Source organism: Kitasatospora sp. NPDC093550, assembly GCF_044764985.1.
GTDB lineage: Bacteria > Actinomycetota > Actinomycetes > Streptomycetales > Streptomycetaceae > Kitasatospora.
On the sequence record NZ_JBIWJF010000020.1, the window covers coordinates 120859 to 141158 of the forward strand.

The 20300-nt window shown below is 72.7% G+C and carries 15 protein-coding genes; 9 read left to right on the top strand and 6 right to left on the bottom strand.

Annotated features, from left to right (window positions below):
• Positions 1 to 15 precede the first annotated feature (15 nt).
• Positions 16 to 264, top strand: coding sequence for a hypothetical protein (locus ACIRD3_RS28500; protein WP_402222222.1), 249 nt, complete (start codon positions 16 to 18; stop codon positions 262 to 264).
• Positions 265 to 352: 88 nt separating this feature from the next.
• On the opposite strand, the gene ACIRD3_RS28505 is transcribed toward ACIRD3_RS28500, so the two are convergent.
• Positions 353 to 1906, bottom strand: coding sequence for an MDR family MFS transporter (locus tag ACIRD3_RS28505; RefSeq protein WP_402222224.1), 1554 nt, complete (start codon positions 1904 to 1906; stop codon positions 353 to 355).
• 134 nt (positions 1907 to 2040) lie between these two features.
• The gene (locus ACIRD3_RS28510) at positions 2041 to 2499 is read right to left on the bottom strand and encodes a MarR family winged helix-turn-helix transcriptional regulator (protein ID WP_402222225.1); all 459 of its coding nucleotides are present in this window, start codon (positions 2497 to 2499) and stop codon (positions 2041 to 2043) included.
• A gap of 137 nt (positions 2500 to 2636) precedes the next feature.
• Here ACIRD3_RS28510 and ACIRD3_RS28515 point away from each other — a divergent pair, with 137 nt between their 5' ends.
• Positions 2637 to 3677, top strand: coding sequence for an ABC transporter permease (locus ACIRD3_RS28515; RefSeq protein ID WP_402222227.1), 1041 nt, complete (start codon positions 2637 to 2639; stop codon positions 3675 to 3677).
• 72 nt (positions 3678 to 3749) lie between these two features.
• Here the strand turns inward: ACIRD3_RS28515 and ACIRD3_RS28520 are convergent, their stop codons facing one another.
• The 4 genes from ACIRD3_RS28520 to ACIRD3_RS28535 form a co-directional block, all read right to left on the bottom strand.
• Complete coding sequence (locus tag ACIRD3_RS28520) at positions 3750 to 4964, bottom strand: ROK family protein (protein ID WP_402222278.1); 1215 nt, start codon at positions 4962 to 4964, stop codon at positions 3750 to 3752.
• A 17-nt stretch (positions 4965 to 4981) separates the two neighbouring features.
• Positions 4982 to 5584, bottom strand: coding sequence for a GtrA family protein (locus ACIRD3_RS28525; protein WP_402222230.1), 603 nt, complete (start codon positions 5582 to 5584; stop codon positions 4982 to 4984).
• A gap of 56 nt (positions 5585 to 5640) precedes the next feature.
• Complete coding sequence (gene lon / locus ACIRD3_RS28530; RefSeq protein ID WP_402222233.1) at positions 5641 to 8037, bottom strand: endopeptidase La; 2397 nt, start codon at positions 8035 to 8037, stop codon at positions 5641 to 5643.
• Between the two features lie 168 nt (positions 8038 to 8205).
• Positions 8206 to 8973: a rhomboid-like protein gene (locus ACIRD3_RS28535; protein ID WP_402222235.1), complete on the bottom strand. Its 768-nt coding sequence runs from the start codon at positions 8971 to 8973 to the stop codon at positions 8206 to 8208.
• Between the two features lie 562 nt (positions 8974 to 9535).
• On the opposite strand from ACIRD3_RS28535, the gene ACIRD3_RS28540 reads away from it, so the two are divergent.
• The 7 genes from ACIRD3_RS28540 (at position 9536) to ACIRD3_RS28570 (ending at position 20122) form a co-directional block, all read left to right on the top strand.
• Positions 9536 to 10273, top strand: coding sequence for a response regulator transcription factor (locus tag ACIRD3_RS28540; RefSeq protein ID WP_189915695.1), 738 nt, complete (start codon positions 9536 to 9538; stop codon positions 10271 to 10273).
• An 80-nt stretch (positions 10274 to 10353) separates the two neighbouring features.
• On the top strand, positions 10354 to 11541 hold the full coding sequence (locus ACIRD3_RS28545; protein WP_402222239.1) for a sensor histidine kinase: 1188 nt from the start codon (positions 10354 to 10356) through the stop codon (positions 11539 to 11541).
• 233 nt (positions 11542 to 11774) lie between these two features.
• Positions 11775 to 15524, top strand: a complete 3750-nt coding sequence (locus ACIRD3_RS28550) for a multifunctional oxoglutarate decarboxylase/oxoglutarate dehydrogenase thiamine pyrophosphate-binding subunit/dihydrolipoyllysine-residue succinyltransferase subunit (RefSeq protein WP_402222241.1) — start codon at positions 11775 to 11777, stop codon at positions 15522 to 15524.
• Positions 15525 to 15768: 244 nt separating this feature from the next.
• Complete coding sequence (locus ACIRD3_RS28555; RefSeq protein WP_402222243.1) at positions 15769 to 17730, top strand: protein kinase; 1962 nt, start codon at positions 15769 to 15771, stop codon at positions 17728 to 17730.
• A gap of 51 nt (positions 17731 to 17781) precedes the next feature.
• Positions 17782 to 17961: a DUF6104 family protein gene (locus ACIRD3_RS28560; protein ID WP_402222245.1), complete on the top strand. Its 180-nt coding sequence runs from the start codon at positions 17782 to 17784 to the stop codon at positions 17959 to 17961.
• A 204-nt stretch (positions 17962 to 18165) separates the two neighbouring features.
• The gene (locus tag ACIRD3_RS28565) at positions 18166 to 19068 is read left to right on the top strand and encodes a DUF4097 family beta strand repeat-containing protein (RefSeq protein WP_402222248.1); all 903 of its coding nucleotides are present in this window, start codon (positions 18166 to 18168) and stop codon (positions 19066 to 19068) included.
• A gap of 1 nt (position 19069) precedes the next feature.
• Positions 19070 to 20122, top strand: a complete 1053-nt coding sequence (locus ACIRD3_RS28570; RefSeq protein ID WP_402222251.1) for a PadR family transcriptional regulator — start codon at positions 19070 to 19072, stop codon at positions 20120 to 20122.
• Positions 20123 to 20300 lie beyond the last annotated feature (178 nt).

The following is a 20300-nucleotide window of genomic DNA, read 5'->3' on the forward strand; positions in this document are numbered from 1 at the left end:
TGAGGAGCACTCACCATGCACATCAAGTGGAACGCCCTGGCGCAGACCGCCGGCTTCAGCTTCGGCATCACCGTCGCCGTGGTCGCCGTGTTCGCGCTCGGCATCCTGGCGCTGTCCCGCCGCGAGGCCGCGCTGAGCACCGCCCGCGAGGCCGGGACCGCCCCGGCCTCGGGCGGCAGGCTGGCCCTGGTCGGCGCGTACGCCTGCTTCGCGGTCTGCGCCGCGGCCGTCGGCTACGGACTGATGCTGATCGCCGGCCACTGACCGCCGCGCGACGCCGGAACGGGCCGGGGAGTGTCTCCACACTCCCCGGCCCGTTCGCGTGTCCCGGCCCGCCCGCGGCCCGTCCCGGTCAGTTCTCCTGGGTGGTCTTCAGCACGGTCTCCCGGATGAACAGCACGGTGACGAAGGCCAGGGCGGCGAACGGCGCGGCCCACAGGAAGACGGTGCCCACGCCGTGGCCGAAGGCGTCGGTGACCAGCGGGACGATCGGGGCCGGCAGCTTGTGCAGGTCCGGGATGCCGCCGCCGGCCGCCGCAGGCCCGGCCGGGACGTGCGCGGCGGCCAGGTTCTCGGCCAGGTAGTGGCCGACCTTGTCGGTCATCAGCGCGCCGAGCGCGGAGACGCCCATCGCGCCGCCCATGGTGCGGAAGAAGGTGACCACCGAGCTGGCCGCGCCGAGCTCGTGCCGGGGCACCGTGTTCTGCACCGCGAGCACCAGGTTCTGGCTGGTCAGGCCGAGGCCGATGCCGGTGATCGCCATGTAGGCGGAGAGCAGCACGTAGTCCGTGTCGGCCCGGGCGGTGCCCAGCAGGCCGAAGCCGACCGCGAGCAGCGCGGTGCCGGCCACCAGGTAGGCCTTCCACTTGCCGTACTTGGTGATCAGTCGGCCGGCCACCGCGGAGGAGACCGCCAGGCCGAGGATCATCGGCAGGGTCATCAGCCCGGCCATGGTCGGGGACTTGGCCCGGGCCAGCTGGAAGTACTGGCTGAGGAAGGTGGTCGCGCCGTACATCCCGACGCCGACCAGCACGCTGGCCAGGGCGGACAGGGTGACGGTGCGGTACTTGAAGAGGTCCGGCGGGATGATCGGCTCGGCGGCGCGGCGCTCGACCACGACGGCCAGCGCGCCCAGCAGCAGGCCGCCGCCGACCATGGCCGCGGTCTGCCAGGACAGCCAGGCGTAGTTCTTGCCGGCCAGCGTGATCCAGATCATCAGCAGGCTGACCGAGGCGGTGATGACCAGCGCGCCCAGGTAGTCGATCTTCGCCTTGCGCTTGACCACCGGCAGCTTGAGGGTCCGCTGCACGACCACGATCGCGGCCAGCGCGAACGGGATGCCGACGTAGAAGCACCAGCGCCAGCCCAGCCAGGAGGTGTCCACGATGACGCCGCCGATCAGCGGGCCGCCGATGGTGGCGAGCGCGAAGACCGCGCCGAAGTAGCCGCTGTACCGGCCGCGCTCGCGCGGCGGGACCATCGCGGCCAGGCAGATCTGGCCCAGCGCGACGACACCGCCGGCGCCGATGCCCTGCAGCGCGCGGCAGGCGATCAGCTCACCGGTGTTCTGCGAGAGGCCGGCCAGCGCGGAGGTCGCGATGTAGATCAGCAGGGCGATCTGCAGCAGCACCTTCTTGCTGGCGAGATCGGAGAGCTTGCCCCAGATCGGGGTGGAGGCGGTCAGGGTGAGCAGGGCCGCGGTGATCACCCAGGTGTAGGCGGACTGGCCGCCGTGCAGGTCGGCCAGGATGTGCGGCAGGGCGTTGGAGACGACGGTCGAGGAGAGCACGGCCACGAAGAGGCCGAGCAGCAGGCCGGAGAGGGCCTCCATCACCTGCCGGTGCGTCATCTGTCGGGTGTCGACGGCGGCGGCGGTGCCGCTCGCGGCCTCGGTGGTCACGGTCATCTGGGTCCTTCGGCGCCGGCGTGCGGGATACGCGCATCATGAAAGTTCGTTGCCTTAAGCAACCATAAGACAAGATGGTTGAATTAGGCAACTTTCTTCAAGGGAAAGTAAAGCCCGCCCCGCCGTCGCCCGGGTCAGTCGGAGGACTCCGGCGGCGGATCCCCCAGCACGTCGTTGAAGCGGCGCAGCAGCTCCGCGAACCGGACCTTGTCGTCCTGCGACCAGTCGTCCATCACCTCGCGCACCCGCCGCATCCGGACGTCCCGGGCGGCCAGGTAGCGCCGCCGCCCGTCCTCGGTCAGCGACACCAGTGCGGCCCGGCGGTCCAGCGGGTCCGCCTCCCGGGCCACCAGCCCGAGCTCCTCCAGCGCCCGGATCTGCCGGCTGACCGTCGCCTTGCCCACCGCGAAGTGCACGCCCACGTCGGTCACCCGGACCTGCCCGGCCTGCTCGATGTAGCCGAGCATGCTGTACGCCATGCCCTCCAGTCCGGGGTGCACCCGGCGTGAGAGTTCCGCCACTCTGGCCCGGCCCCGCCGGAACATCAGCGCGACCTCGCGCTCCACCGCCACCAGGGCTTCCTCGTCGCTCACCGCGTCAGTATCGCGCAGCGGACCCGGCCCGGACCCGGCCCGGACCCGGCGCGGGGGTACGACGAACCAACTACTTCATGGTATGAAGTATCGGGTTCTGGAAGATCCGTTTTTCCCCGATACGCAAGGAGATGTGGATGTCAGCCCCGGGGCAGGGTTTCGTCGCGGAACTGAAGAGCGCGGTCACCCCGCGCGCGGCACTGCTCGTGATCGGAGTGCTGCTGCTCCAACTCGGCTTCATCACCTCCTACATCGGGGCGCTGCACAAGCCCGCCCCGCACAACCTCTCCATCGCGGTCGTCGCCCCGCCGCAGGTCGCCCCCAAGCTGGTCGGAGCGCTGGAGGCGGTCCCGGACGACGCCGTCAAGGCCGTCACCGCGCCGGACGCCGAAACGGCCACCGCGCAGATCAAGGACCAGAAGATCTACGCCGCCTGGGTCGTGAACCCGTCCGGCACCGAGGACACCCTGCTGGTCGGCGGCGCCCGCGGCCCGTCCGCCGCCAAGGCCGCCGAGAGCATCACCAGTGCGATCGACAAGTCCCAGGGCCGCACCGTCCGGGTCGAGGACGTCGTGCCGCTCGCCAAGGGCGACACCAACGGCCTGTCCTCCTTCTACCTGGTGATCGGCTGGTGCGTCGGCGGCTACCTGGTCGCCTCGATCCTCGGCATCAGCGCCGGCTCCAAGCCGGCCAACGGCCACCGCCTGCTGATCCGCCTGGGCGTCCTGGCCCTCTACTCCGTCGCGGCGGGCCTCGGCGGCACGATCATCGCCGGGCCGGTGCTGGACGCGCTGCCGGGCTCGATCCTCTCGCTGACCGCCGTCGGCGCCCTGGTGGTCTTCTCGGTCGGCGCCTTCACCATGGCGCTGCAGTGCCTGTTCGGGATCATCGGCATCGGCCTCGCGGTGCTGGTCTTCGTCGTCCTGGGCAACCCCAGCGCGGGCGGGGTCTACCCGGCGCCGATGATGCCGCCGTTCTGGCGGGCCATCGGCTCGGTCATCCCGAACGGGGCCGGCACCTCCGCGACCAAGTCGATCGCCTACTTCGGCTCGACCAACCTGGGGATGCCGATCCTGGTCCTGGTGATCTGGGCGCTGGTCGGCATCGGCGCGGCCTTCCTGGCCGTCCTGCGCGGCTCCCGCCCCGAGGAGCGCGAGCCCGCCGCCGTCGAGGCCTGATCCGACGGGATCCGAGAGACAGGCCCGAGCCCCCGGCCCACCGGCCGGGGGCTCGGGCACGCTCCGGGCGGATCAGCCGACCGCGAGCAGGCCCGGGTCGGCGACGACGGCGCGGACGACACCCACCGCGGCGCCCAGCAGCGGGCCGCGGCGGCCCAGCCGGGAGACGGTCAGCCGGTCCTCCGACCACGGCCGGACGGTGACCCGGGCGGCCAGTTCGGCGCGCATGGCGGGCAGCAGCCAGGGCGCCAGCCGGGCGTAGCCGCCGCCCAGCACCACCTCCGCCGGGTCCAGCAGGTTGACCGCTCCGGCGGCCGCGATGCCGAGGGCGGACCCGGCCCCGGCCAGCGCCGCGCGGGCCCGCTGCTCCCCGGCGGCGGCGCGGTCGGCGAGCAGGGCCACCCAGTCGCCCCGGTGGCCGGTCAGGCCGGCCGCCCGCAGGACCGCCGCCTCGCCCGCGTACTGCTCCAGGCAGCCGCGCGCGCCGCAGGCGCAGCGGGGGCCGTCGGGGCGGACCGGCACGTGGCCGAACTCGCCCGCGTAGCCGCGCGCGCCGCGCAGCAGCCGGCCGCCGACCACGATCGCCGAGCCGACGCCGGCCTCGGCGGAGACGTACAGGAAGTCCTCGGGCCCCTCGCCCAGCCAGCGCTCGGCGAGGCCGCCGAGGTTGGCCTCGTTGTCGGCCTCGACCGGGAGTTCGGCCAGGCCGTCCGCGGCCGGGCGCAGCGCCGCACGCAGTTCGGCGGCCAGCGGGACGTCCTGCCAGCCGAGGTTGGCGGCCCGCTGCAGCACCGCGCCGGCGTCGCCGACCAGCCCGGGCACGGCCAGGGTGAGCCCGGCGGGGCGGACGCCGGCCTCGGCGACGGCGGAGCGCAGCAGCGCGGCGAGGTCGGCCATGACGGCGGCGGGGGCCCGGCCGTGGTTGGAGATCTCCTGGCGGCGGACGGCGCGGACCTCGCCGCGCAGGTCGACCACGCAGGCGCCGAGGTGCCGGACACCGATCTCGGCGCCGAGGCCGCCGGGCCCGAGCGGGTTGAGTCCGAGCGCGGTTCCGGGGCGGCCGACCTTGCCGCTGGGGGTGGCGGGGCCGGCCTCGACCACCAGGCCGCCGGCGATCAGCTGTTCGGTGAGCGAGGAGACCGCGGCCCTGGTCAGCCCGGTCTCGGCGGCGACCTCGGCGCGCGAGCGCGGGCCGCTCGCGATCACCCCCAGGACCAGGGCCAGATTGGCCCGGCGCATGCCCTGCTGGCTGGCCGGCCCGGTCCGCGGGGCGTCCGGCTCCAGCATCCGGCTCACCTCGCCCTTCACGGCGCGTCCTGCGGGACGTCGGCGGCGGTGCAGCCGGACTCCGACGCCGCCGTCCGGGCCGGCGCGGGCTCGGGCTCGGGCTCGGGCTCGGGCTCGGGCTCGGGCTCGGCGGCGGGGCGCTCGGCGAGCCGGGTGAAGACCCACCGCTGCATCGCCCAGAAGCGGAACAGCATCGCCACGAAGGTGCCGACGACCATGCCGCTCACGAAGTCGGCGACCTCCTGGACGACGGAGCTGACGTACGGCTCGCGCAGGTCCAGGAGGTAGCGGGAGATCACCAGCGGCAGGTCGTTGACGCCGATCGCCACCGCGCTGACCAGGAAGAACAGCAGGGCCTCACGCTGACGGCCGCCGGCCCGGAAGGCCCAGCGGCGGTTCAGCACGTAGGAGACGGCGGTGGCGATCACGGTCGCGACGGTCAGCGCGACCACCGGCTTGTGCTGCAGCACGGTGAACTTGAGCTGGAGGTTGACCACCACGGTGAGCACGAAGCAGGTGCCCCCGACCAGCAGGAACTTCACCAGCCGGCGGTGGCGCACCAGGAAGGGGCGCAGCCGGTCCGGCACCCGGGCCAGGGCGCGCTGCGTGGGGGACGGCACCTCCGCAGTCTCGCACGCGGAGATGCCGTCGGCCCCTCAGATCACCGGATCACCGCTCAGGCGGCGGCGACCAGCACCTCGGCCGGCTCCAGCGCCAGCTCCAGCACCTCGCGGACGTCCGCCACCGGGTGGACGGTGAGCCGCTCCAGCACCTCGGCCGGGACGTCGTCCAGGTCGGCCTCGTTGCGCTTGGGGATGATCACCGTGGTGATCCCGGCCCGGTCGGCGGCGAGCAGCTTCTGCTTCACCCCGCCGATCGGCAGCACCCGCCCGGTCAGCGACACCTCGCCCGTCATCGCCACGTCGGTGCGCACCTTGCGGCCGGAGAGCAGCGAGGCCAGCGCCGTGGTCATGGTGATGCCGGCGCTCGGCCCGTCCTTGGGGACGGCTCCGGCCGGGACGTGCAGGTGCACGCCGCGGTCGCGCAGCGAGGTGACCGGCAGTTCCAGCTCGGCGCCGCGCGAGCGCAGGTAGGAGAGCGCGATGTGCGCGGACTCCTTCATCACGTCGCCCAGCTGCCCGGTGAGGGTCAGCCCGGTGCCGCCGGTCTCGGCGTCGGCCAGCGAGGCCTCGATGTAGAGGACGTCGCCGCCGGCGCCGGTCACCGCGAGGCCGGTGGCCACGCCGGGGACGGCGGTGCGGCGCTCGGCCGGCTCCTGGGCGGCCTCCGGCACGTGGTGCGGCCTGCCGATCAGGGCGCGCAGGTCCTCCGCGCCGACCGCGGCGGGCAGCTCGCGCTCGCCCAGCTCGGCCTGTGCGGCGATCTTGCGCAGCACCCGGGCGATCGAGCGCTCCAGGTTCCGCACGCCCGCCTCGCGGGTGTACTCCCCGGCGAGCCGGCGCAGCGCCGTCTCGTCCACGCTGACCTGCTCGCCGCCGAGGCCGGCCTTCTCCAGCTGGCGCGGGAGCAGGTGGTCACGGGCGATGACGACCTTCTCGTCCTCGGTGTAGCCGTCCAGCCGGACCAGCTCCATCCGGTCGAGCAGCGGCTCGGGGATGGCCTCCAGCACGTTGGCGGTGGCGAGGAAGACGACGTCGGAGAGGTCGAGCTCGACCTCCAGGTAGTGGTCCCTGAAGGTGTGGTTCTGCGCCGGGTCCAGCACCTCCAGCAGGGCGGCGGCCGGGTCGCCGCGGTAGTCGGAGCCGACCTTGTCGATCTCGTCGAGCAGGACCACCGGGTTCATCGAGCCGGCCTCCTTGATCGCCCGGACCAGGCGGCCCGGCTGCGCGCCGACGTAGGTGCGCCGGTGGCCGCGGATCTCGGCCTCGTCCCGGACGCCGCCGAGCGCGACCCGGACGAAGCTGCGGCCCATGGCGCGGGCCACCGACTCGCCGAGCGAGGTCTTGCCGACGCCGGGCGGGCCGACCAGGGCGAGCACCGCTCCCCCGCGGCGGCCGCCCACCAGGCCGAGCCCCCGGTCGGCCCGGCGCTTGCGGACGGCCAGGTACTCGACGATGCGGTCCTTCACGTCGGCCAGGCCGGCGTGGTCGGCGTCCAGCACCGCGCGGGCGCCGGCGATGTCGTACGCGTCCTCGGTGCGCTCGCTCCAGGGCAGCTCCAGGACGGTGTCCAGCCAGGTGCGGATCCAGGAGCCCTCGGGCGACTGGTCGGAGGCCCGCTCCAGCTTGTCGACCTCCTTGAGCGCGGCCTCGCGGACCTTCTCCGGAAGGTCCGCGGCCTCGACCCGGGCGCGGTAGTCGCCCTCCTCGTCGGCCGGGTCCCCGTTCAGCTCGGCCAGCTCCTTGCGGACGGCCTCCAGCTGGCGGCGGAGCAGGAACTCCTTCTGCTGCTTGGCCACGCCCTCCTCGACGTCCTTGCGGATGGTGTCGTTGACCTCCTCCTCGGCGAGGTGGTCGCGCAGCAGCGTCAGCGCGTACTCCAGGCGGGCGACCTGGTCGGCCTCCAGCAGCACCTTGAGCTTCTGCTCGGCGGTGGCGAAGGGCGCGTAGCCGATGTTGTCGGCGAGCTCGCCGACGCCCTCGATCTGGGCGACCCGGTCCACGATCTGCCAGGCGCCGCGCTTGCGCAGCCACTGGGTGGACAGCGCCTTGTACTCCCTGACCAGCTCGGCGGCCCGGCCGGCCACCGGCATGCCGACCGAGGACTCCTTGAAGGGCGTGGTCTCCACCCAGAGGGCGGCGCCGGGGCCGGTGGTGCCGACCCCGATCCGGACCCGGCGCACGGCGCGCACCAGCGCCGCCGGGTCGCCGTCAGCCAGCCGGCCGACCTGCTCCACGGTGGCCAGCGTGCCGACCGCCGCGTACGAGCCGTCCACCCGCGGGACCAGCAGGACCTGCGGCTTGCCGCCGCCGGCGGCCGCGGCACGGGCGGCCTCGACCGCGGCGCGCACCTCGGTGTCCTTGAGGTCCAGCGGTACGACCATGCCCGGCAGGACGACCTCGTCGTCGAGCGGCAGCACGGGCAGGGTGAGCGGTGTGGACGTCGATGCCATGATCTCTCCCCAGTCAGTGAACTTGAGTCGACCTGACTAAGGCTTGACGGGCACCGAATGTTCCCGCGACTTGGTTCGCCGTGAGCGAACAGGATCCGGCCGGGGAACGCCTCGGGCGGCGCCGTCAAAAGAGCGTCGGGGGAACACCGCACGGGCCCCGGGAAGTCCTCAGCGCGCGGTCCGCACGCGCGCCGGCGCGGCCCCGCCGGCCGTCGCCGCGGCCGGACGCGGCCGGGGCGGGCGCCGCTCGACCCGGCGCAGCCAGCGCCACAGCGCGACCCCGGCGAGCACCGCCGCGGGGTGCCCCACCGCGGTGACCACGTCCTCGTCGGAGGCGATCTGCCCGGCGATCATCGCCCCGGCACCGCCCAGCGCCAGCAGCCGCCCGCGCCAGGAGAGCAGTCCGGCCACCGCGCCCAGACAGGCGAGCACGCCGTAGCTGACCCCGATGTCCAGGTGGTCCATCACCTCGGGCGCCATCCGCCCGGCCCCGACGGCCGTGATCACCACGCCCTGGGAGAGCAGCGTGGCCGCGACGTGGCCGACCGCGAAGACGGCCGCGGCCCTGGCGGGCCCGACCTTGCGCTCCAGCGGCGCGAGGGTGAAGGCGAATCCCCACAGGTAGGGCATCCACACCTCACCGGCCACCCAGAAACCACTCAGGACCAGGGCCCGCAGCGGGTGCTGCAGCAGGTTGTGCCCGTCGGAACTGGAAGCCTCCTGCAAGCGCTGCACGAGTTCCGGGTCCGCGAATTTCGCGAAGGTCGTGGTGGCGCCCACGACGGCGAGGTATCCGAGCGTGAAGGGATTGCGCCGGGGCGTCGGCACCCGGTCCAGCAGCCATTGCGCGACACCGGAACGCAGCCCGTGGCGGAGCATTCCGTACGGCACTCCCGCGGGCGCGCGCCCGTCGGGGGCCCGCCGCAGTCCCGCCATGCCGCCTCCGCTCCACACCGCGGCCACCGGCCCCCGCCCGGTGCCCGACGCACCGGCACGCACCACGGGTTCCGCCCGAACGGGTGTTGTCGTGCCCACGGTACGTCGAGGTTCTGGGAGACAGCTGGGAAAAGCCCGTGAAGACCGTCGACGTAGCGGACCGCAGGATTCCCGATATTGGTCCAGACCTTCTTCCCATTGACCTGTCAGTAGGGCCTCTGACCGGCGACTTGGCGTCAAGTCGACTGCATACGTACCGTTACGCGGTGAAAATTCGCCGGGTAAGGTACCGGTCCGTGCCCACTCGTGCAGTGGGTCCGCGGGCGGCTCGAACAGCCGGCCCACGGGCCGGAAACGTCCGGTCCACCTGCCGGAAAGCATCCGCTGTCCGTACGCTGCGAAGTGCGCGGGAGAAGTGGGCGGCCGACCAATCCGTCCTCGCCTCCCGATCGCGCGACGGGACGGCGGACCCGGCACAGTCCACGACGGAACAAGACTACGAGCGGAGCCCCGCCATCCCCACAGGTGGCCGGCCCGCAGCCCTGGGGGCGGTGGCGTGACCGTGACAGAAATTCAGCAGGACAACCACAACGCCGGCGGAGCGGTGAGCAGCCAGCGCAGAGTGCTGGTGGTGGAGGACGAGCCCACGATCGCCGAGTCGATCGCGGCCCGACTGGGCGCGGAGGGCTTCAAGGTCGCCGTGGCCCACGACGGCCCCGGCGCGGTCGACGGCTTCCACACCTGGCAGCCGGACCTCGTCGTCCTCGACATCATGCTGCCCGGCTTCGACGGCCTGGAGGTGTGCCGCCGGATCCAGGCCCAACGCCCGGTACCGGTGCTGATGCTGACCGCCCGCGACGACGAGACGGACCTGCTGGTCGGCCTCGGCGTCGGTGCGGACGACTACATGACCAAGCCGTTCTCCATGCGCGAACTGGCCGCCCGGGTCAACGTGCTGCTGCGCCGCGTCGAGCGCGCCCAGCAGGCCGCCCGGACGCCCGCGCTCGGCAGCCTGCGCTTCGGCGAACTGGAGATCGACCACGTGCAGCGCCGGGTCCGGCTGGCCTCGGGCGACGTCCACCTGACGCCGACCGAGTTCGACCTGCTCGCCTGCCTGGCCGCCCAGCCGCGCGCGGTGCTCACCCGCGAGCAGCTGCTGGCCGAGGTCTGGGACTGGACCGACGCCTCCGGCACCCGCACCGTGGACAGCCACGTCAAGGCGCTGCGCCGGAAGATCGGCGCCAGCTGGATCCGCACCGTGCACGGTGTCGGGTACGCGCTGGAGGCCCCGCTCTCCTGACGGCGGACCTCGGGCGACGGGCCACCGGGGGGCCCTCGTCCCGAACGACGCCGTCCACCACACGGGGACCACAGGGACCGATGACCTTTCCACAGCAACGCAACGGGGAACCCGACCGCGCACGGCCGCAGACCCTCGTCGCCCGTGCCGCCCACCGGGTCTGGACCGACATCCGGCCGCTCGACCCGGTCCGCTCGATCAAGGGCAAACTCGCCCTGCTCGTGATCGTCTCCGTGTTCCTGGCCACCGGGATGGTGGTCGTGGCGATCCGGTCCGAGACCCAGATCCGGATCATCATGGTCTTCTCCATGATCGCCTCGCTGCTGTTCATGCAGTTCCTCGCGCACGGGCTGACCGCCCCCCTGCGCGAGATGACCGAGGCCGCCAGGGCGATGGCCTCCGGTGACTACAGCCGCCGGGTCGAGGTGAGCTCGCGCGACGAGATCGGCGAGCTGGCCGCCGCCTTCAACGCGATGGCCGCCGACCTGGAAGCCGCCGACCAGCACCGCCGCGAGCTGGTCGCCAACGTCTCGCACGAGCTGCGCACGCCGATCGCCGCGCTGCGCGCCGTCCTGGAGAACGTGGTCGACGGCGTCGTCCAGCCCAACCCGGCGACGCTGGGGGCGGCCCTGGAGCAGACCGAGCGGCTCGGCCGCCTGGTCACCCACCTGCTCGACCTCTCCAAGATCGACGACGGCGTGGTCGACCTGGACGCCCGGCCCTTCGAGGTCCGCGAGTTCCTGGACGGCGTGCTGCGCGGGGTCACGGTGGACGGCGCGACGGCCGGCGGGGCCTTCTCCCGGCGCGGGGACGTCCGACTGGCCCTGGAGGTCAGCCCGGCCGGCCTGACCGGCGTGGCGGACCCGGAACGGCTCCACCAGGTGGTCGCCAACCTGGTCGACAACGCCTGCAAGCACTCCCCGCCCGGCGGCACCGTGACGGTGCGCGCCCGGCCCGACGGCGAGGACGGCGGGCTGTTGCTGGAGGTCCAGGACGAGGGCCCCGGCATCCCGCTCGCCGACCGCACCCGGGTCTTCGAGCGGTTCAGCCGCAGCGGCACCGCGACGGCCTCCGGTCCGGGCTCGGACGGCGGCACCGGCCTCGGCCTGGCCATCGCCCGCTGGGCGGTGGACCTGCACGGCGGGCGGATCGCGGTGGCCGAGTCGCCGCGCGGCTGCCGGATCGAGGTGCGGCTGCCGGGGCAGCGCCTGGGCGACGGCCGGGACATTTGTCACAGATCCGACACAGACGCATACGAAGATCATTAGAAGATTTCCGTAGGGGTTTGTCCGCTTTGGTCCGCATATGGGCCACGCTCAGGGCCGGTCGGTTCCCCTCAGATACGGCTTTCTAACGTACTTTTTCGGCCAAAGTGCAGGTCAGGACTGTGATCTGGACGACGCCTGGCCCCCGGGGACTGCGCGATCACTGGTCAGGGGCGTAGCCTTAATCCCCGCTGTCCAAACATCCCAAAAGGAAGCGGAAGAGGGCGGTTGCCGCCGTGTCGCCACAGTCCCCTGAAACCCCCAACAGCTCGGCAAGTTCCACTGGCTTCGGCCCCAATGAGTGGCTCGTCGACGAGATCTACCAGCAGTACCTCCAGGACCCGAACTCGGTCGACCGAGCCTGGTGGGACTTTTTCGCCGACTACAAGCCCGGTACCGAGGTGACCCCAGTGACCCAGGCCGCGACCCAGGCCGGCTCCACGCCGACCCCTGCCGCTGCCCCCGCGCCCGCCGCCGCTCCGGCCCCGGCAGCCCCGGCCGCTCCGGCCCCGGCTGCCGTCCCGGCGGCCCCGGCCGCCCCGGCCCCGCTCGCCGCCGCGCCCGCCGCGCCCCCGGCCCCGAAGGCCGCCGCTCCGGCCCCGGCCGCGCCCGCCGCTCCGGCCGGCCCCGAGCTGGTCCAGCTGCGCGGCCCGGCGAAGGCCGTCGCCAGCAACATGGACGCCTCGCTGGAGGTGCCGACCGCGACCTCGGTCCGCGCCGTCCCGGCGAAGCTGTTGATCGACAACCGCATCGTCATCAACAACCACCTGCAGCGCGCCCGCGGCGGCAAGGTCTCCTTCACCCACCTGATCGGTTACGCCCTGGTCCAGGCCATCAAGGCCGCCCCGGGCATGAACCACAGCTACAAGGTGGAGGACGGCAAGGCCTTCCTGGTCAAGCCGGAGCACGTCAACCTCGGCCTGGCCATCGACCTGGTCAAGCCGAACGGTGACCGCCAGCTCGTCGTCGCGGCCATCAAGAAGGCCGAGACCCTCGACTTCTTCGGCTTCTGGCAGGCCTACGAGGACATCGTCCGCCGGGCTCGCGCCAACAAGCTGACCATGGACGACTTCACCGGCGTCACGGTCTCGCTGACCAACCCCGGCGGCATCGGCACCGTGCACTCCGTGCCGCGCCTGATGCAGAACCAGGGCACCATCGTCGGCGTCGGCGCCATGGAGTACCCGGCCGAGTTCCAGGGCTCCGCCCCGGAGACCCTGGCCCGCCTGGGCGTCTCCAAGATCATGACGCTGACCTCGACCTACGACCACCGCGTCATCCAGGGCGCGGCGTCCGGCGAGTTCCTGCGCGAGATCCACCGCCTGCTGCTCGGCGAGAACGGCTTCTACGACGAGATCTTCGAGTCGCTGCGGATCCCGTACGAGCCGGTCCGCTGGGCCACCGACGTCGCCACCACCCACGACGACGAGGTCAACAAGACCGCCCGCGTCATGGAGCTCATCCACGCGTACCGCGTGCGCGGCCACCTGATGGCCGACACCGACCCGCTGGAGTACAAGCAGCGCAAGCACCCCGACCTGGACGTCGTCCAGCACGGCCTCACCCTGTGGGACCTGGAGCGCGAGTTCGCGGTCGGCGGCTTCGGCGGCCAGAAGATGATGAAGCTCCGCGACATCCTCGGCCTGCTGCGCAACACCTACTGCCGCACCGTCGGCATCGAGTACATGCACATCCAGGACCCGAAGCAGCGCAAGTGGCTGCAGGAGCGCCTGGAGAAGCCGTACACCAAGCCGGAGCGCGAGGAGCAGCTGCGGATCCTCCGCCGCCTGAACTCGGCCGAGGCCTTCGAGACCTTCCTGCAGACCAAGTACGTCGGGCAGAAGCGGTTCTCGCTGGAGGGCGGCGAGTCGCTCATCCCGCTGCTGGACGCCACCATCGACGCCGCCGCCGAGCACCGCCTCGACGAGGCCGTCATCGGCATGGCCCACCGCGGCCGCCTGAACGTGCTGGCCAACATCGTCGGCAAGCCGTACGGCAAGATCTTCGGCGAGTTCGAGGGCAACCTCGACCCGAAGTCGATGCACGGCTCCGGCGACGTCAAGTACCACCTGGGCGCCGAGGGCACCTTCACCGGCCTGGACGGCGAGACCATCAAGGTCTCGCTCGCCGCGAACCCCTCCCACCTGGAGGCCGTGGACCCGGTCGTCGAGGGCATCGCCCGCGCCAAGCAGGACATCCTGGACCAGGGCGGCACCACCTTCCCGGTGCTGCCGATCCAGATCCACGGTGACGCGGCCTTCGCCGGCCAGGGCGTCGTCGCGGAGACCCTGAACATGTCGCAGCTGCGCGGCTACCGCACCGGCGGCACCGTGCACGTCGTGGTGAACAACCAGGTCGGCTTCACCGCCGCCCCGGCGTCCTCGCGCTCCTCGATGTACTGCACCGACGTGGCCCGCATGATCGAGGCCCCGATCTTCCACGTGAACGGCGACGACCCGGAGGCCGTGGTCCGCGTCGCGCGGCTCGCCTTCGAGTTCCGCCAGGAGTTCCACAAGGACGTGGTGATCGACCTCATCTGCTACCGCCGCCGCGGTCACAACGAGGCCGACAACCCGTCGTTCACCCAGCCGCTGATGTACGACCTGATCGACAAGAAGCGCTCGGTGCGCAAGCTGTACACCGAGGGCCTGATCGGTCGCGGCGACATCACCATGGAAGAGGCCGAGCAGGCGCTCCAGGACTTCCAGGGCCAGCTGGAGAAGGTCTTCGCCGAGGTCCGCGACGCGGCCCAGGCGCCGGCCGACGCCACCGCCGGCAAGCCGGTCGCCGACTTCCCGGTCTCCATCCAGACCGGCATCTCCCAGGAGATGGTCAAGCGGATCGCCGCCTCCCAGGTCAACCACCCGGACTGGCTGACCGTCCACCCGCGCCTGCTGCCGCAGCTGCAGCGCCGGGCCGCCTCGGTCGAGGACAACACCATCGACTGGGCGATGGGCGAGACCCTCGCCATCGGCTCGCTGCTGATGGAGGGCCACCCGGTCCGCCTGGCCGGCCAGGACAGCCGCCGCGGCACCTTCGGCCAGCGGCACGCCGTCCTGATCGACCGCAAGACCGGCGAGGACTACACCCCGCTGCAGTACCTGACCGAGGACCAGGCCCGCTACACCGTCTACGACAGCCTGCTGTCGGAGTACGCGGCCATGGGCTTCGAGTACGGCTACTCGCTGACCCGCCCGAACGCGCTGGTCATGTGGGAGGCGCAGTTCGGCGACTTCGTCAACGGCGCGCAGACCATGGTGGACGAGTACATCGCCTCCGCCGAGCAGAAGTGGGGCCAGCACTCCGGCGTCACCCTGCTGCTGCCGCACGGCTACGAGGGCCAGGGCCCGGACCACTCGTCCGCCCGCCCGGAGCGCTTCCTCCAGCTGTGCGCGCAGAACAACATGACGGTCGCGATGCCGACCCTGCCGTCGAACTACTTCCACCTGCTGCGCTGGCAGGCGCACAACCCGCACCACAAGCCGCTGGTCGTCTTCACCCCGAAGTCGATGCTGCGTCTGAAGGCCGCGGCGAGTGCCACCGAGGAGTTCCTGTCCGGCTCGTTCCGCCCGGTCATCGGCGACACCACCGTCGACCCGGCGCAGGTCCGCAAGGTGGTCATCACCGCCGGCAAGTTCTACTACGACCTGGAGGCCGCCCGCGCCGAGCGCGGTGTCACCGACACCGCGATCGTCCGGGTCGAGCGGCTCTACCCGCTGCCGGTGGCCGAGCTCCAGGAGGAGCTGGCCCGCTACGGCGACGACGTCCAGTTCGTCTGGGCGCAGGAGGAGCCGGCCAACCAGGGTGCCTGGCCGTTCATCGCGATGAACCTGGTCGACCACCTGCAGGTCGTCATCGGCCGCACCGGCGGCGACGCCCGCCTGCGCCGCGTGGCCCGTACGGCGGCCTCGTCGCCGGCGGTCGGCTCGGCCAAGCGGCACGCCGCCGAGCAGCAGGCGCTGATCGAAGAGGTCTACTCGCTCTGACGCCCCGCGGGCTCACCGGCCCCCGTCCTCCCCTCCGGGAGGGCGGGGGCCTCCTCGTTTCTCCGGGAGAACCGTTTCACCGTCGAGCCATGTCAAGGTCCCAGGTCTGCAACCAAACCGGAGCCGCGGTGCACGACCAGCTGACGGATCGATAGGTTATGCCGAGCCAGTCGGACGCGGCGCCCGTCCACGTGCCCGCCGACCCGGCCGTACCGCCTCACCGCTCTCCCAGGGGGATCACCACATGACCGCCGACACGCCTCGGGACGCCGGAAAGCTCCCGCCGGTCTTCCAGCCACTCCTTCCGGACGACCCCAAGGAGGTCGGCGGCTACCGCCTGTTCGCCCGGCTCGGCGCCGGCGGCATGGGCCGGGTCTACCTCTCGTACACCCCGGGCGGGCGCCCGGTCGCGCTCAAGGTGGTGCGGCCGGAGTTCGCCGAGGACGGCGAGTTCCGTCGGCGCTTCGCCCAGGAGGTCAGCAACGCCCAGCGGATCCACGGGCTCTACACCGCGCAGGTGATCGACTCCGGCGGGCTGGACACCGACTCCCCCTGGCTGGTCACCGCCTACGTCCCGGGCCCGTCCCTGCAGCAGGTGGTGCGCGAGAACGGCGCGCTGCCGGTGCGCACCGTGCTGCTGCTGATGGGCGGCATCGCCGAGGCCCTGCAGGCGATCCACAGCGTCGAGGTGGTCCACCGCGACCTCAAGCCCGCCAACGTGCTGGTCGCCGGGGACGGCCCGCGGGTGATCGACTTCGGCATCGCCCGGGCCGCCGACGCCACCGCGCTCACCGGCACCGGCTACCGGATCGGCTCCCCCGCCTTCATGTCCCCCGAGCAGGCCCAGGGCCGTCCGGTCACCCCGGCCACCGACGTCTTCGCGCTCGGCGCCCTGGCCGCGTACGTGGCCGGCGGCACCGCGCCGTTCGGCGACGGCCCGGACACCGCGGTGCTCTACCGGGTGGTGCACGAGGACGCCGACCTGTCGGCCGTCCCGGCCGACCTGCGCGAGCTGATCCAGCGCTGCCTGGCGAAGAGCCCCGAGGACCGCCCCACGCCCGCCGAGATCATCCAGGTCGCCCGCAACCACCCTGAGGTCGGCGGCCAGCTGCGGTTCGGCGACGACTGGCTGCCGCGCGAGGTCAACACCGAGATCACCCGCCGCTCGGACCTCCCCAAGACCCCGCCCACCCCGCTGCCGGCCGCGCCCGCCACCCCGCCGAACCCGGTGCCCGCGATGCCCGCCGCCCCGACCACTCCCCCGCCGCCGGCCGCCGCACCGACCCACCCGGTGACCGCCCCGGTCCACCCGGCCGCCACCGGGTACCCGCCGCAGCAGCCGGTGACGCCCCCGCCGGGCTTCGCTCCGCCGCCGCTCGGCGCGTACGGCGCCCCGCAGCCGCCCACCGAGTCGCCGACCGCCCCGGTGCTGCCCTCGCCGCCCACCGTCCAGCTGCAGCCGGAGCCGCCGTCCTTCGACACCCCGCCGCCCGGCCCGGTGGTGACCGCCGCCCCGGCGCCCGAACCGGAGCCCAAGCGCAAGGGCGGGGTGTCCTGGAAGGTACTGCTCACCGTCGCCCTGGTGATGGCGGTCGGCGGCACCGCGGGCGGCGTGGTGCTGATGAAGAAGATGAACGACGGCAAAGCGAAGTCCTCCGGCTCCAACAGCTCCGAGCAGGTCTCCACGACCAACGGGCCGCCCAAGCCCACCGCGACCGGCGCCGACGACGACGCGGCCTCCCCCTCGGCAACGGCGTCCCCGAGTAGGAGCAGCGGCGCGTCGAAGAGCCCGACGGCCGGTTCCACCGTGCCGCGCAACAGTGTCTACACGGTGGTCTACCAGGACACCGAGCTGTACGCGACCAGCTACAGCTACAGCTTCGACCTCTCCGCCGGCAAGGTCGTGCCGGACAGCAGCAGCCCCACCTGGGCCCTGGACCCGACCAGCATGGGCAGCTTCGACCTGGACAGCAGTTCCGACGCCTACATCAGCCGGGAGAACGCGCTCACCCCGCAGAGCTGCTCGGCGGCGATCGACCGGGAGCCCACCAAGGACCTGAAGTTCGACGACCTGCCCCCGGGCCGGCTGTTCTGCCTGCGCAACCGGAAGAACGGCGGCATCGTGATCGCCAAGGTGATCGAGCAGGGCAACAAGAGCAGCGGTGCGGTCAAGCTGTCGCTGAGCTACTGGCGCAACGACGGCTGAGCGGCCCGGACTATCCTGACCAGGTCAATCCCCATCGGACCGGAGCGAACCGTGTACTTCACCGACCGAGGCATCGAGGAGCTGGAGAGCCGGCGCGGCGAGGAGGAGGTCACCTTCGAGTGGCTGGCCGAGCGGCTGCGCGAGTTCGTCGACCTCAACCCGGACTTCGAGATCCCGGTCGAGCGGCTGGCCACCTGGCTGGCCCGGCTCGACGACGAGGACGACGAGTGACCCGGTGACGGCCCCCCGAGAGGCCCGGAAGGCAGCTGCCTTCCGGGCCTCTCGCCGTGTCGGGGCCCGGGTCCCGTAGGGGAAGGCTCCGGGGTGGATCGGGGTCGGGACCGGGGTCGGGCACGCTTGCTTTTCCCAGCACGCGATATATCGTCTTCAGCAGAGAACGCGATACATCGCGATCCGCGACGGGAGGCGGCAGAGATGAGCCAGTGGACGATCGAGGAGCCCGGCAGGACCACGGTGGACGAGCCGGTCCGCGCCCTGCACGTACGGATCATCGAGGGCACCGTGAACGTGGTGGCCGCCGAGGGCCCGGCCCGCCTGGAGATCACCGAGCTGCAGGGCGACCCGCTGCACGTGACCCTGGTGGACGGCGTGCTGACGGTCACCTACAAGGACATCAACAGCTGGGGCGAGTTCGGCGACTGGCTCAAGTCGGTCGGCTCGGTCAAGAGCTTCTTCGGCTCGCTCAAGCGCAAGCGGGTGGCCGGCATCACCCTGACCGTCCCGGCCGACGCCGAGGTCAAGGTCGGCACCGTCTCCGCCGACGCCACCGTCTCCGGCATCGCCGGGAACGTCTCGGTGCAGAGCGCCAACGGCGACACCACCCTGGTCGGCCTGACCGGCCGGACCGACGCCAACACCGTCACGGGCGACGTGGACGCCCAGTCGATCGGCGGCCGGCTCCGGGTCAACAGCGTCTCCGGGCAGCTCACCGTGGTCGCCGGCACCGCCGAGCGGGTCCAGGCGAACGCCGTCACCGGCGCCGTCACCCTCGACCTCGACGTCGACGGCGCGGCCGACGTCAAGGTCACCACCGTCAGCGGCCCGGTCGTGGTCCGGATCCCCTCCCGCGCCGACGCCAAGGTCGAGGCCGGCTCCACCAGCGGCGACATCTCCAGCAGCTTCGAGCAGCTCAAGCTGAGCGGCACCTGGGGCGCCAAGAAGCTCTCCGGCCAGCTCGGCGAGGGCCGCGGCAGCCTCAACGTCACCACCGTCTCCGGCGCGGTCACCGTGCTGAGCCGCCCCGAGCCCGAGGACGAGGGCCCGGCCAAGGAGCTCCCGGCCGCCCCCGGCAAGCCCGACTTCACCAAGGAGGCCTGAGATGACCCCCGTGTTCGGCCACGGCCGGCTCCGGCTCTACCTGCTGAAGCTGCTGGACGAAGCCCCGCGGCACGGCTACGAGGTGATCCGCCTGCTGGAGGAGCGCTTCCAGGGCCTGTACGCGCCCTCGGCCGGTACGGTCTACCCGCGGCTGGCCAAGCTGGAGCAGGAGGGCCTGGTCACCCACAGCACCGAGGGCGGCCGCAAGGTCTACCGGCTGACCGACGCCGGTCGCGCCGAACTCGAAGCGCGGCACAGCGAGTTGGACGAGCTGGAGCTGGAGATCCGGGACTCCGTGGCGCAGCTGGCCGGGGCGATCCGGGAGGACGTCCGGGACAGCGCCAAGGACCTGCGCGAGGAGCTGTGGAAGGCCGCCAAGCAGGCCCCCCGGCCGGACCGCGCCACCGCGGACGGGGGCGACCCGTGGGCGGGCCCCTGGGGCGACAACGACTCCTGGCAGCGCGCCAAGGAGGAGTTCGCCCAGTTCAAGCGGCAGGCCAAGGAACAGGCCAAGCGCGCCCGGGAGCAGGAGAAGGCCGCCAAGGCCAAGGCGAAGGCCGCCGAGGAGGAGGCCCGCCGGCTGCGCGAGCAGGCCAAGGCCTCCCGCACCGCCGCGCAGCAGGAGGCGCTGCGGATCAAGCGCCGGGTCGAGCAGCAGGTGCGCGAGCACGCCGCGAAGGGCGACTGGCCGACCGGGCTGGCCGAGGGCCTGGCCGAGCTGACCAAGGGCCTGTCCGGGCTGGCCGACGCCGCCCGCTGGGGCCAGCCGTCGGAGGAGCCGGCCGGTACGGGCGAGCGGATCACCGTGACCCGGATCGACCTGGACGAGGACGACCGGGAGCGGGGCGGGAGCACCGCCCCGGCCGACCTGCCGCCGTGGGCGCGCACCGACCCGGCCGGGGACCCGGGCCGTGAGCTGGAGCGGCTGCTCGACCGTTTCCGCGACCAGGTCCGCGACGCGGCCCGCGACGGCGGGGTGAGCGCGGACAAGCTGGCCGACGCCCGCTCGGTGCTGGGCGCCGCGGGCGAGCGGCTGAAGCGGCTGCTCGGCTGACGCCGGCCGGCCGTCGGACGAAGGACCCGGGCCCGGTGCTCCCGCGCGGAGCACCGGGCCGGTCCGCGTCCGCCGGCCGGGCCCCTAGGGCCCGTCTTCAAAGCTGATCAAGTGATGAGAGATCATGTCGGGCATGGTGCGTCGTCATGAGCTTTCGGATGCCGAGTGGGCTGTGCTG

Coding starts and splice junctions, on each gene's coding strand:
- ACIRD3_RS28500 (WP_402222222.1), top strand. CDS start 16: ATGCACATCAAGTGGAACGCCCTGGCGCAGACCGCCGGCTTCAGCTTC.
- ACIRD3_RS28505 (WP_402222224.1), bottom strand. CDS start 1,906: ATGACCGTGACCACCGAGGCCGCGAGCGGCACCGCCGCCGCCGTCGAC.
- ACIRD3_RS28515 (WP_402222227.1), top strand. CDS start 2,637: ATGTCAGCCCCGGGGCAGGGTTTCGTCGCGGAACTGAAGAGCGCGGTC.
- ACIRD3_RS28520 (WP_402222278.1), bottom strand. CDS start 4,964: ATGCTGGAGCCGGACGCCCCGCGGACCGGGCCGGCCAGCCAGCAGGGC.
- lon (WP_402222233.1), bottom strand. CDS start 8,037: ATGGCATCGACGTCCACACCGCTCACCCTGCCCGTGCTGCCGCTCGAC.
- ACIRD3_RS28535 (WP_402222235.1), bottom strand. CDS start 8,973: ATGGCGGGACTGCGGCGGGCCCCCGACGGGCGCGCGCCCGCGGGAGTG.
- ACIRD3_RS28545 (WP_402222239.1), top strand. CDS start 10,354: ATGACCTTTCCACAGCAACGCAACGGGGAACCCGACCGCGCACGGCCG.
- ACIRD3_RS28555 (WP_402222243.1), top strand. CDS start 15,769: ATGACCGCCGACACGCCTCGGGACGCCGGAAAGCTCCCGCCGGTCTTC.
- ACIRD3_RS28565 (WP_402222248.1), top strand. CDS start 18,166: ATGAGCCAGTGGACGATCGAGGAGCCCGGCAGGACCACGGTGGACGAG.
- ACIRD3_RS28570 (WP_402222251.1), top strand. CDS start 19,070: ATGACCCCCGTGTTCGGCCACGGCCGGCTCCGGCTCTACCTGCTGAAG.